Origin of the sequence: Rhizobium sp. 11_C7_N12_5 (assembly GCF_051811145.1) — a bacterium.
GTDB lineage: Bacteria > Pseudomonadota > Alphaproteobacteria > Rhizobiales > Rhizobiaceae > Rhizobium > Rhizobium lusitanum.
Genome location: NZ_JBPWPY010000002.1, coordinates 1,994,576 through 2,007,269 on the forward strand (window position 1 = coordinate 1,994,576; position 12,694 = coordinate 2,007,269).

Consider the following 12,694-nt stretch of genomic DNA (forward strand, 5'->3'; position numbering starts at 1 on the left):
GTGGCATCGCCAAAGATAGCGATCGTCGGCGTGAACTTGATATGGCGACAGACGAAGCGGCCTCAGCCAAGGCATGCGTCATCGCCAACGCCGGATTTTGCGGCTTGAAAAGATTTGAGCCGCTGGGCAGGTCGACGCCGGCCCGCTAGCGCAGCGCTACAATTTCATGACATTCCGGCGCTTGTCGGTTTCATTCTATGCGGCATTCAGGTGAATGCAGCCTAGGAATTTCAAATGGACACCCGACTGCGGCGGAGACTTGAGCTTGCCCGTGACAAAGGTCAGCCTCTGCGATTTTCTCTTCTTACAGTTCTTTTTGAAGCGGAGAGCGCATGGGCGGTTTTCGTTGCGCCAACGCGGTCTTGCTCTGGATCATAGAAGCATATTTGCTGTCTGTCAGATCGCTTCCGGGCATTGAGGGCGACGTCAGCTTTTCGGATCAGCTCAGTGTAGTCCATGGGAGAAGAGCGCCTCGACCCTGCGCAGGTCCGGGCTGCGCGCGTGCCGGGTTGGTCCAGGTCACAATTGGCAAGGAAAGCCGACATCTCGTTCCCGGCGATCCGCCGAATGGAAATTTCCACTGCAAAGGATCGAAACGAAGCGCCGGCACCTGTCCGCCAAGCCTTCGAGCTTCAGGGAATACGTTTCCTTCGCGACGGCAAAGGACGAATCTCCGTCGGATTGGGCGTAAATCACAGCCATGAATGGGATGGATTTTTCCACACACCGGCGAACGACTATGATGGCCTCGCCGCCCGAGCAGGATGCGTATCCGGTTCAATACTGATCTGGTCGCGCCCCTTCATTTTGGCGGCGTAAAGTGCGAGATCGGCTCTTCGGTAGAGCTCACCGACGTCGTCGCCACGCACGGCACAGGCAATACCGGCGGAAAACGTATAGCGAAAGCCAGCGTGCTCAGGTAGCGGCCGTGACTGCCGCACCGCGAGCAGCATACGATGGACGATCACCTCCGCCTCGTCCGGGGTCGTGTTCGGAAGAATGAGGACGAACTCTTCGCCACCGACCCGCCCGAAAATATCCGTCCTGCGGACCAGTCTTTGCAGCGTGATGGCGAAATCCTTCAGGATCACGTCGCCAAAAGCGTGGCCGAAGCGGTCGTTGATGTATTTGAAATTGTCGAGGTCCAGCACGGCAAGACATCCAACCGGCTCCGCAACACCGCCATGACTGCGCACCAGCTCGTCAAGCTTGGACATGACGAACCGCCGGCTGGGAATCCCTGTCAATTCGTCTGTCTGTGAAGCCTTGAGCGCGAAGTCGCGATCTTGCCGGAGTGTTCTTTCATCGGACCGGATGGAGGTGATGTCGCTTGCAACACACAACATCCAGCCGCTGGGCTGCATGGTCTCCGTCATCCAAAGCCAGCGGCCGTCATGGAGATCCGTCTCGAATGCCCGAAACCCGCTCTTGCCGCGCCTGGCCAGCGTTGTCAGCAACCAGCTCTCGAAATCGTCGGTCTTGATGATCGTCCCGCGACCAGCATGGAAGTTGCGCCGCATGAGCTCTGGCCATAGCGGATACTCATCCTCCTCTATGAACCACGCCGAGCGAAACGCGCGGTTGGTAAAGCGAACACGGTCATCCTGGTCGTAGACCGCAACCAGCACCCCCGCAGCTTCCATCAACTGCGCAACCTGTAGCATCGTTTCATTATCGACCAAGGCCGTCATGCCCTCAGAATGGATCGTCTCCGCCCAAGCTTTAATCGCGAGCGATGAAAAAACAAATAGGCCGGCCATGCAAAACCAAACAAGCGCCCAAGACCGGGCGGGAAACTTCCCACGCTCATCGTGATCTGCACAAGGCCTGTGGGCGAAAGTCATACCGCAAACGTCAAATTGGCGAAGCTCGATTGAACGCTTCCCCTGTCTCAATCGTGACATCGTCGAGCGGGCAATCGCACCCAAAGAGGCTGGATTGCCGGGTGCTAGTCAACGATCGCCGGCCCGGCTCTCGCGGCTGCCTGTATGAGATCGGCATGGCCTGGTGCCGGCGTCGCGATCAGGATCGCATCGACATTTGGGGACTTGATGACGTCGGCAACCTCGGCGCCCGTGCGGTCGTGAGGCGGCCAACCTCGCCTCGATGCACGAACGAATGCGGCCGGGCTGAGACACGTTTCAGCCCGGCCGCATGATCGAAGGCTCTTGGCGCCGACGTTAGGATGCCAATGCGTAGAGACGGGACCCGGGGACCGCGGCACTGCGTGTCTTGAACCGCTGCACGAGGTCCGCGAGGTTTTCCGTCTCCTGCGTCAGGCTCTGGGCAGCCGCCGTGGTTTCCTCCACCATGGCTGCATTCTGCTGAGTGACCTTGTCCATCTGATCGCCGGCGGCCGAGACCTCTCTCAGGCTGGCAGCCTGTTCACGCGCGGCAACCGCGATTTCCGCAACCGTGCTGCTCATCGCGCTGACTTGCTCGACGATCTGCGCAAGCGACGTTCCGGATTCGCCGACGAGTTCCACGCCTGCCTTGACCTGCGCGGAAGAGGTCGAGATCAACGCTTTGATCTCTCTCGCGGCACTGGCCGATCGCTGGGCGAGCTCACGCACCTCCTGGGCGACAACGGCAAAACCCTTCCCCGCCTCGCCGGCTCGCGCGGCTTCCACACCCGCGTTGAGGGCAAGAAGATTGGTCTGGAAGGCGATCTCGTCGATGACGCCGATAATATTGCCGATCTTGGACGATGAACTCTGGATTTCCGTCATAGCCGCGATCGCACGGGCGACGATCGCCCCGCCGTTCTCGGCATTGGCGCGCGCGGTCGCCACCGCGTTCTGAGCATGACTTGCCCCCTCCGCCGTGCCATTGACGCCGCGCGTCACATCGCCGAGGGCAGCCACCGTTTCCTCAAGCGAGGCAGCTTGCTGTTCCGTGCGGCGGGCAAGATCGTTGGAGGCCGTCGAGATTTCCGAAAGGCCAGATTTGATCGTGCCGACTGCGCGGATGACGGAATCGAGAGCCTCTTCCAGACTGGAGACCGAGTTGTTGAAGTGATCCCGAATACGGACGTAACGACCGTCAACCTCGCCGACACGCACGGTAAGGTCGCCCTTCGAAAGTGCATCGAGACCCAGAGAGATCTGCTGGAAGGCGTGCTCCATCACCTGCGCATCGGCAAGCCGCTCGGCTTCCTGGCGCAGGCGCTCTTCTTCGGCCGCAAGGCGAGCCCGTTCGGCATTGGCTTCCGCCATGAGCTTGCCGCGTCCCGTCTCCTGGAAGACCTTCAGCGAGCGCGCCATGGCGCCGAGCTCATGACGATGCTCGGTACCGTCGACCACCATTGTGTCGTCGCCGCGAGCAAGCCGCTCCATCGTCTGCGCCATATTGCGCACGGCCGAGGAAATCAGCTGACCGACGAAATAGGCGAGCACGAGACCAATCACGATCAGCAGGCCACTGAACATGAGCGTCGAGCGCGTGGCGGAGGCAACCGTCGTCTCGACCGAGCCATCGAGCGTCTTCTGTCCATCGATGATTGTGGCCTGCAGATTCTGGAAACCCGTTGCGATTTTCGGTGCCAGAACATCAAGCTCGCTCGCACGGATCTTGTTGGTCTGCAGCAAGATATCCCTCACGTCGCCAAGACGGCTCGTGTAGTTCTGCATCAACTGACCAGCGCCCAGAACGCGCTTATGCTGCAGTTCACCCTTTGCCACCTTGGCGGCGGTGTCGTTCAAAGCCATCGCGTCGTTCAGCGCCGATTGCGCAATGTCGTAAGATGCTAGATCACCGGAGTAGATGAAGCGCTCCGAGAAATAGAGGCTGCGATTCAAGGCCTCGAGTGTTGCGGCGGTCGCATGCAGGAGAGCGACGTCGTTCTGTCGCCAGGCGCTACGCATGACGTCATTGAGCGCGATACTGGTCCAGGGGCCGAACTCGGTAACCTTGGAGATCAAGGCTTCGCGCCTTGCATGCAGGGAGACGATCTGCTCGAAGGCCGTGCCATAGGCCGCAACATCCTGGCGGATGCTTGCCATTCCTGTCTGCAGAGCGTTGTTTTCGGCAAAGCGCTGGTCGTCGGCGGCAAATGCCTTAACCCCGGCACGGAACCGGCTCACGACATCCTGCGTCGGGGTGGATCGGAAAGCTTCCACCGACATCTGGATTTCGTGCAGCTGATTGCTGTAGTCGGAAATAGCAAGGCTCTGGCCGGCGGTGCTGCGGTAGGAAGAGAAGATGGACGAAAGTCCGTCCATGCCGGAAATCGCACTGACCGAGAGTAGGCTCATGAGCAGGATCAGCGGCAGGAAGCCGGCCGTTATCTGCGCGCGGATGCCAAGTTTATTCCAAAAGCGCAACATCATAATCCTCGTTTGCTCACTGGGTCTTCGGCAAGTATTGGGCGATGTTCTGGGGCGTGACGAGCTCGAAGGGCACGTTGTTTTCTCGTGGCACCTTTTGCCCGCTTATGAGCTTGATTGCAGCATCGACCGCTGCAGCGCCCTGCCCGGAGGCACTCTGAAGGATGGTGACATCCAGATCGCCCGCTTGCATCGCCGCCAGCGCATCATCGGTCGCATCGACGCCTGCGACGACGATGTCCTTCATCGACATGCCGTTTCGCTTCATGGCACGGATCGCGCCGACCGCCATCTCGTCGTTATTGGCGATAACAGCGTCGAACTTCACGCCAGCCGACAGCCATTCCTGCATTTGCTGATCGGCGTAGTCGCTCGACCAATAGGCCGCCTGCCGCTCCACGATCTGGAGACCTTTGCAATCAGGCGTGGCGATGACATTGTCGATGTCCTGAGTGCGTGCCCGCGCGGCTGCGTGGAAGGGTTCGCCCATCAGCACCACGACGCGTCCCTTGCCTTTCAGGAGCGAGCAGACTTCCTTCGTCTGCATGGTTCCCGATTCCGCTTCGTTTGACGCGACCACGACCTGGTTTTCCGGGAGATCCGACAGGTTCGAGGGGACGTTGTTGATATAGACCAGCGGAATATGGGCATCGGCGGCAAGCTTGGTCATCTGCGGGCCGAGGTCGCCATCGGAAACGGCCAGGATGATGGCGTCGACCTTATCGGCTATGAACTGCTGGATCTGCGCCTTCTGAGCCTCGTTGTCGCCCTTGGCGTTCTGCACGACAAGTTTCAGCCCAGGAATCGTCTTTCCCTGCGAAAGGACTCCGTTGAGCAATGCGGTTCTGAATTTATCCAGACCGGACATCGACACGCCGATCGTCTGTGCGCTTGCAGTCGAGGCGGATATCGCCATCACGAAAGCAGCAAGTATGGCTTTTCTCATTATCCATCTCCATAAGACGCGCACCGCGTTGAAGATTTATAATGAGTTTTTAGTTAAATTTTACTTTACGATAACCAATCTAATTAAGAATATCATAATGTATTCAATGCAATCAGCACAATATGTTATTTGCAAAAAGCTTTTCTTTGGTTGTATTATTCGCAGGCAATATTCTCCATTAGAGAAAGATTGCGTATTGGCCCACTCTATTTAATCTTCGAGGTCTTCGTTGCTTTGGACTGGAGCTGGACAGCCAAGCTTCGAGAGCGCAGCCGTTCGAGGCGCCTTACAGGTAGCTTCCGCAGTATGGCCGTAAGTTTCCCTCAATTCCAAAGTCCCCCCACTTTCGTCGTTGCCGACAGAGGTGAACCTCTTCGTCACAAACAGTCGTATCTGAGGCGCATCCTCCAAACGGATGATGCGAAGATCAAGCGTCCCTTTTCCCATTCAGCTCTCCCTGATTGCAGCCTTGCAACGCCTGTATGATTCAACAATGTCAATAGACCCCGGAGTTCGCGGGTTGCCCGAAGAGCGGACAGGATTTTCGTGGTCGCCAAAATGACCATTTCCTAAGTCTGAGAGCCTGAAGCCGCTCTATCCCATGGCAGACCGGATGATTTTCGAAAGGCGCAAAAGGAACTTAGGTCTCGACGAGGCGACAAGCTTCCAGGACAGAACGGCTTTCGCCATGCGGCGAGGCAGGATGCCTGCTGAGAGAAACCAGGCTGCCTGCATCGCACGACGTCGTAGGGATGTCTTCATTTCCAGACTTGCGACCGCCCCGGCAGTCGCCAAGGAGAACCTGGAATCATCGGTTATGGGGTGCTGGTCCCGATCGATGCAAAGGGATGCCAAACGCTCTTCCAAATGAACGGGATCGCGGAGCCCGATATCCGGCGGCACCTCCAAGCCGATCTCCGTTGCCTGATCCGACAAGGCTTCCAGCCGATGAAAATCATGCTGTATGCGCCAGCGCGCGCGTTGGCCGAGCTTTTCGGCGAAGACCGAATGATTGGCTCCATGTATGCGGTAGGCGCCAAGGCAGTCGTCGATCGATGTGACGTCCCCATGCAGCGGCGCGACGGTTGCCAGATACCCGTCGGCCCCTTGCCTGAAATCCTGCTCCGGAACCGGCATGATCCTGTCCAGGACCGAGCGCTTGAACGCCAAACCGCTCGTGACGGTCGTCTGATAGCGCCCCTTCCGCAGCAGCTTCGGGGTGACGTCACCGGAATCAAACGGCAGCTCCGAAGGCGGAAACACATCCTTCACGTGCATATGTTCATCGACGATATGCAGCCTGAACTGCATCTGGGCAGTCTTCTCTTCCCAAGCGTCGACGACCTCGGATATGGCGTTTGGATAGAGATAATCATCGGCATCGAGAAACAGCACGATCTTGCCGCTGCTCGATGCAAAGCCGGTGTTGAACGCAGCGGCATGCCCGCCGTTCACTTCCCGCAGACGAGTCTTGATTCGCGGGCCATAGGACGCAACGACATCGGCCGTGTCGTCCGTTGAAGCATCATCGACGACAATGACTTCCGTATCGTCGTAATTCTGCTCCAGCGCACTATCGATGCTGCGCCGGAGAAAGCGGGCGTAATTGTAGTTCGCAATAACAATGGAAACTGGAACACGGTCTTGGATGGAATACATCGCATTGAACCTCGCAGATTTGCTTTGGTTGCGGCGAACCTTCTCATTCAGGTCCTTATGGATAGGTAGGTTCCCGGCAAGCGCAGCTTTTGGGGCGCAAATGCTGTCTCAGAGACATGCCGAGCAACAGGTGCCAGGGATCATGCTCGATCCGTTTGCACCTCTGCGAGCCTCTTCAGTTTTGTGGCTTTTGAATGACTGGCCAAGAAATAGGACTGCCTTGACGATGCATTCTTCGAATAGGCGGGTGTTGCGACGACTGCGCGCGTTTGATTAGCGTGGACACAACGACTGGATGCAATTCTACTCGCAACACGACAGGTGCATCCTGCCCATGGGTAGCTAGGATGGCCTCATGACTGCCCGTTCGGGTGGGTTAAATAAACTTCTAGTAGATGGTAGAATAAACGCTACCGGGTCGGATGCCACCCCCAACCCGGCCAGTGCCGCGTCCGACGAGACTACACCCCCAGCAGTGTCGTCGGACGCACCCATGCACAGGCGATGGGTCATCCAAGCTCTTGAAAACAATTATGCCGTCTTTGGGAAGGGCCAAGCGGGGACACTCCGCAATACCGGCCCTTTGTATTTTGCGCGAACACTTAGATCGCAGATCGCGTAACCCCAGCTGACCAGTTCGTTCGATACGTCGTCACCGAGATTGCTTAACCGGGTAGGTGCGCCCGTAGGGGGCGAGACTTGCAATCGCCCCTCGGTGGAAAGGGGCAACGCATCAATAAGGTTCATGGACCATCGCCTCGTTGTCGGGGCAGGCAATTGCCGCGACCAGGATCATCAAGTCTTCAATGCGAGAAGAGAAGACGATCCTTTGCGGCTTGAGAACCCGCCGTGTAGAAGCGACGAAACCAGGCATCTTGCCCGGCAGCCGGGGGTCGCGCGAGCGTCAAGCTGTTGGGCGCGCCCGAACCCTGCATTGCGGCACGAAAATGCAGATGGTCGAATATCCGCAGGGCCTCGATGGCGTAGGATGTCGCAACCCGCTGATCCTCGATCATGACAAGATTGTCGCCATTGCCCGTTTCGCCGCTCGGCGACAGATTGGACGATCCGGTGAACACCTTGGCGGTCGGCAGGTTGAAATCCGTCACGACGAACTTGTCATGCTGATGAATGCCGTTTCCACCACCCCATTCGGTCTTGAAGGGCTCCGGCGCGTGGCTTGCGAGATAGCTGAAATCCACCAGGCCGACAGTGCCGTCGGGCTTGCGGATTTCGAGCCCCCCTTCCTTATCGGAAATGCCATAACTGAACACGTCCTTGCCCATCAGCCGATCGACCGCCTGGCGCACCGAGCCCGAGCGAATCTGATTGAGGAAGGCGATCGCATAGAACACCGACGACGACGCCTGGTCGATCGCCGCACCCACGGGACTGAGCGACAGATCGCTCGACTTGTGCGGCGAGAAGCAGAAATGCGCGGCAGGCATGCCGGCGGCCTGAACGAGGTTCCACTTGCTGCTTATGCTGTCCTGGCTGAAGGCCGCCAATCCCTGGAAGGTCAGATCGAAAGCACGGCCAAACAGCTCGGCCGCGTCGCTCGAATGAAAGACGAGGGCATTGTTTGCCTGTATGTAGAGACCGCGGTAACTGAAATTGGTGGAGCCGAACAGCACCTTGATGGGTTGGCTGCCGCGCCGGACGACAAAAACCTTGTTGTGCTGCAAGGTCTTGAAATGCATCCGTTTTACGGCATTCGACCCGGCCGAGGCGGCGAGGCGCGCAGCCGCCTGCGATTCAGCGCTGCCTGCTGGCTTGTGTGATCCCGAATCGTCTATGATGGCGCGAACCCGGGCACCGCAACTCTCAAGTTTGGCAACGATGTCGCGTTCGTTGAAATCATAGGCGAAGACATCAATGGCGAGATTGGGATCGTTCACCACCTCGTCCAACAGACCGAATATGAGGTCATAGGCTTCGAAGCCGAGCCATTGGTAGACGTCGCCCTGCAGCTTCGTAAATGTCAGGCCCTGATCAGGATCGCTCGGGATTACATTCGGATTGTTGCCGAATTTATCGGCATAGGCCTGCGAGGAGGCGAAGTTGCGGGTGAAACCGACGTCGAGATAATCGCTGTACGTCATGTGGTCGAGCGAGATCGGAAGGTCGGCGACCTGATCGCCACTGCGCAATGCGCCGGCGGCGTTCATGTGCATCTTGGTCACCCTATAAAGATAGTCGCCATCCGTTGGATCATAGGGAAAATCGATCCAGCGGAACTTCTGGAAGGGCGCAGAGGTCGACGGAAAATTGCGGAAGCCGTCCACGCCCTTCCCTCCAGGGGTATTGTAGTCAAAATTCAAGCGGTTCTTCAGGGCAGCATAATCGGCCGAACCCGGACTCTTCACTTCGATCGCGAAGCCGACGAAATCGTCCTCGGGGTCGGTAACGTCCATCCCGATGAGACACATGCGTTCGCCTCGCCAGAGCTTTACCGCAAGGCTGCCGTTGGTACCTGTGTTCGCAAAAGCCATCTCAATCCCCTCGTTTCGTTGTAAAGAAGGTGATGCTCGTCTCACATGCGCGGCTGCTGAAGGCTGCGAAGGCCTGTTAAGATCAGACTAGAATGGTTCGGACACGTCCGAGACAGTGGGCACGCCATCGCGGAAATCAGCGACAAGAACCAGATTGAACACGGTCGGCACCCATGGATCGGGATAGCTTCCCTCGGGCGCGCCAAGCGCCTGCATCAATCCGGGAATATGACCATGATGCCAACAGATCAGGATCGTGCCGCCGTCAAATTTACGCTCGGAAAGCAGCGCCTCGGCCAAGGCAGCATAGTTCTCATCGGCATAAGGCGTGTACAATTCGCGGCCCAAGGCATCGGCGAAAGGCTGCACCGTCTGAACGGGTCGCTCGCTGTGTTTCGATATGGCTGCGGCGAATATGAAATCGGGGGGACCAAAGGTTTCAGGATACCAGGTGACAAGGGCTTTAGCCCGATCCTGACCTTCAGGCGCCAGATTTGGATCGGCCTGGTCGCCGGGCTTTTCGGCATGCCGCATGATCAATATTTTGACAGGCGCCATTTCATCCCTCCTTGGCTGCTGTCACCCTCCATCACTACCTTAGACTGGATTTACGATATTCGCTCTGCAACCAAGAGCAATGGCAATTGTTGGGTTTAACAAAAGTTTCATCTGGCTGCAGTCTTTGCAGCAGCCAACTGACTTGCTGCCTTGGACGTCGCCGCGCCCGTAGGGACCAAAGCTCCGGCTCATGGTGGCGTGGCTCCCGGCACATTGGGAACCGGCGCAGGCTTTTGAGGACTTCCAGGCGTGTTGGCAGCGCCGGAACCTGTTTGCGTCGACCCGGTTGCGGTCGAGGTCTGCGATTGGCCCTGCTTTGCATTCGTTGCGCCGACGCTCGGCGATGCCTTCATGGTTGCCGCCGTATAGAACTGAAAACCACCGAAAATGATAAGGATGACAACAAGCACGCCGTAGACTGTGCCGACAATTTTCCGAACCCGATTATAGTCCGACACGCTCTTCTGGATCGGCGTCTCGCTGAACTCCTCGATTTCAGAGGCCGTGAGCACCTGGTTCAATCGCAGGGTCCATATTGTACGGGCCTTGTCCTGGCCTGCGAAGTAGCTGCCGTTCACGAATGTCTGGACGCGAAACGACAAGATCAGGAACACAGCGGCGCCAATGGCAAATAGGCCAGCAATCCAGGCGTTGGGTGTCCTCGAGGCGTCGGAGAGAATCTTGATCACGAAGGGCGTTGTCGCAACGGCTAGATCCTTCCACAATGCGCCCGTCATATCCTGCGCTCGCTGGGTCGCTTTCTGCGCTTCGTCCACGACTGTCTTGCGCAAGTCGGCAAGCGCCTTCAACGTTTCCTTGCTGCCGGCCTTCACATAGGCCGCGTAGGCTGCCTTCGCGGATTCAAGACTCCCGTCTCCGAACGCGGCGAGTACCCCTTGACGATAGCTGCGCGCCCACTCCGCCGCGAGCAGCACGTGACGGGTTTCCGTGTCCCTTTCACCGCCTGTAAACACCCAAAGCACACCGTCACTAAGCCGCTCAAACAGCACAACCAACTCGGCAGCGGAGGCGCTGACCTTTCGGCTGGGCGGACCGGAAAGCTGATAGACCGTGCTGGCAGCGTCCTTGTAAACCTGGTCTGAAAGCGCCGCCATCAGTCGGGGAGCCGCCAACAAGCGCCAGGCCGCGAAGGTGGGCGAGGATTGCTGCGGATGATCCTGAAGCAGCCACGGGCGTATGTCCCCGGGCACGAGCCCTACGCTGCTGGCATCATGACTTATACTTCGAGGATTGGGAAATTCCGTCGCCCGATCGAATGGGATTGGAGGCTGCTCGGTCCAAGGCTGAAACCTCGCACCATAGGAGGTGAATGCCTGATCCGCGGTCAGGTCTGCAGCGCACACATGAAGGCAGCTATCCAGGTTTTTTGCCGGGCTGATCAAGGATTTTCCGTAGAAAAGCCGGAGAACGGCAGCATCCATGGCCTTGTTGAGCGTAATGGCGAAAACCGCGTTCGCAAGCGGCACCTCGTCGTCATTGAGGGCGGTGTCCGTCCCCTCTCGCCTGATGGTGACGGAGCTGAGAAAGGCAGGCATATTGGCGCGCAACCTCTGCCACTCTGCACGCAAACCCGCATCATCAAGTCTTGCCCTGATGGTGATCAGCTCCGCGTGCTCTTCGACCTCCTTCGTCGGACGCGTGCGAAGAATAAGATCGAGGATCTCAGTTGGGGTCATCGGTTTCAACCACCAGCTTGTCGTGGATGACAATCATGCCGTCGTCGGTCTTTTCGATCAGCGCGCGGAATTCGTTCGGAACCCGGATCTCGATACCGTTTGCGGTCTTGTAGTACAGGGTCTTTGGTCCCTTCACCTGATCGGGAACAAGCTTCATCGGTACCCCTGAGATTCGCTCGACACTGAGGGCACGGTTGAACTTGCCGAGCAAGGCGTTGTCGTCCGCAAGCTTGTGCCCGACGACTGTCTCGAGAAACGACCGCTGGTCTTCGCTATCGATCCTGCCGCCACCCGAAGCAGCGTCGTAGGTCCGCTTGGTCAATTCCTTGACCACCTCGCCATCGACGAGTTCGGGATTATCGCCGATCACCTTGCGCGTCACATCCACGAGCTTCTTCGTCAGCTCCGCATCGCTTAACGTCTGGCGGGCGCCAAGAAAGGCTTCGAAATATTGCGCGACCTTTTGCTGGTTGCGCCTGTCCAGCACCGTTAGCTCGCCACCCTTGTCCGTGAGTTTGATGAGGGCCGCCTTTTGCAGCGCCGCCTTGTTCTGGACGAAAGTTCGCTGAATGGCTTCAAGGCTGACCGTCTTTCGACCGCCACTGCCATCCTTCAGGTCGTAGGCGACAACTGTTTCATCGTCATATTTGAGAAGCGCGAACGATCGCGTTGCTTTTGCCTTCAGGACAAATAGTAAAATCGCACCTTCAGCCGCGGTCCCGCCATGATGGCTTTGAAAATCCTCGGCCAGCTTTTCGCTTTCCTCCTGGAAGAGCCCGCCGTTCGATGCGATGCGGCCAAGACGCTCGCGCGTCGAAGATGCATCCGAAAAAGCATAGGGCAAGCCACCATTCACAGACCTGATGCGGTCGACGAAGAAACTCTCGAACTCGCCGGGATTGACTTCCTCCAGTTTGACCAGGCCGTTCTTCGGCCCGACCAGGTGGAAGATCATCCTTTCGATCTTGAGCTCATTCAATTCGCTGTCATCGAAAAAAGCCAAGCGCCCCTCCCAAA

8 protein-coding genes and 1 pseudogene are annotated in these 12,694 nt (G+C 57.8%); all 9 read right to left on the minus strand.

The window, feature by feature from the left end; genetic code table 11:
- Positions 1-737: 737 nt before the first annotated feature.
- The gene (locus tag AB8B29_RS28360; RefSeq protein ID WP_376774278.1) at positions 738-1,691 is read right to left on the minus strand and encodes a GGDEF domain-containing protein; all 954 of its coding nucleotides are present in this window, start codon (positions 1,689-1,691) and stop codon (positions 738-740) included.
- Between the two features lie 263 nt (positions 1,692-1,954).
- Positions 1,955-2,080, minus strand: a pseudogene (locus AB8B29_RS28365) (Gfo/Idh/MocA family oxidoreductase); the annotation flags it as partial.
- Between the two features lie 100 nt (positions 2,081-2,180).
- Entirely contained in the window at positions 2,181-4,325 is a 2,145-nt protein-coding gene (locus tag AB8B29_RS28370) for a methyl-accepting chemotaxis protein (RefSeq protein WP_047639138.1), read from the minus strand.
- Between the two features lie 16 nt (positions 4,326-4,341).
- Positions 4,342-5,271 carry a substrate-binding domain-containing protein gene (locus AB8B29_RS28375; RefSeq protein WP_037196948.1) on the minus strand — a complete coding sequence of 310 codons (930 nt, stop codon included), beginning with the start codon at positions 5,269-5,271 and terminating at the stop codon, positions 4,342-4,344.
- A gap of 594 nt (positions 5,272-5,865) precedes the next feature.
- Complete coding sequence (locus AB8B29_RS28380; protein ID WP_037196950.1) at positions 5,866-6,930, minus strand: glycosyltransferase family 2 protein; 1,065 nt, start codon at positions 6,928-6,930, stop codon at positions 5,866-5,868.
- Between the two features lie 803 nt (positions 6,931-7,733).
- Positions 7,734-9,422 carry a phospholipase D-like domain-containing protein gene (locus AB8B29_RS28385; RefSeq protein ID WP_052224194.1) on the minus strand — a complete coding sequence of 563 codons (1,689 nt, stop codon included), beginning with the start codon at positions 9,420-9,422 and terminating at the stop codon, positions 7,734-7,736.
- Positions 9,423-9,509: 87 nt separating this feature from the next.
- Positions 9,510-9,980 carry a SixA phosphatase family protein gene (locus AB8B29_RS28390; protein WP_051963479.1) on the minus strand — a complete coding sequence of 157 codons (471 nt, stop codon included), beginning with the start codon at positions 9,978-9,980 and terminating at the stop codon, positions 9,510-9,512.
- Positions 9,981-10,168: 188 nt separating this feature from the next.
- Positions 10,169-11,677, minus strand: coding sequence for a hypothetical protein (locus tag AB8B29_RS28395; protein WP_092576916.1), 1,509 nt, complete (start codon positions 11,675-11,677; stop codon positions 10,169-10,171).
- Complete coding sequence (locus tag AB8B29_RS28400; protein WP_037196952.1) at positions 11,664-12,680, minus strand: nucleoid-associated protein; 1,017 nt, start codon at positions 12,678-12,680, stop codon at positions 11,664-11,666. The genes AB8B29_RS28395 and AB8B29_RS28400 overlap by 14 nt, the downstream gene beginning before the upstream one ends.
- Positions 12,681-12,694: the final 14 nt, after the last annotated feature.

Bases quoted from the DNA above. Each gene is read 5' to 3' on its own strand.
- AB8B29_RS28360 (WP_376774278.1), bottom strand. From the start codon at position 1,691: ATGACGGCCTTGGTCGATAATGAAACGATGCTACAGGTTGCGCAGTTG.
- AB8B29_RS28370 (WP_047639138.1), bottom strand. From the start codon at position 4,325: ATGTTGCGCTTTTGGAATAAACTTGGCATCCGCGCGCAGATAACGGCC.
- AB8B29_RS28375 (WP_037196948.1), bottom strand. From the start codon at position 5,271: ATGAGAAAAGCCATACTTGCTGCTTTCGTGATGGCGATATCCGCCTCG.
- AB8B29_RS28380 (WP_037196950.1), bottom strand. From the start codon at position 6,930: ATGTATTCCATCCAAGACCGTGTTCCAGTTTCCATTGTTATTGCGAAC.
- AB8B29_RS28385 (WP_052224194.1), bottom strand. From the start codon at position 9,422: ATGGCTTTTGCGAACACAGGTACCAACGGCAGCCTTGCGGTAAAGCTC.
- AB8B29_RS28390 (WP_051963479.1), bottom strand. From the start codon at position 9,980: ATGGCGCCTGTCAAAATATTGATCATGCGGCATGCCGAAAAGCCCGGC.
- AB8B29_RS28395 (WP_092576916.1), bottom strand. From the start codon at position 11,677: ATGACCCCAACTGAGATCCTCGATCTTATTCTTCGCACGCGTCCGACG.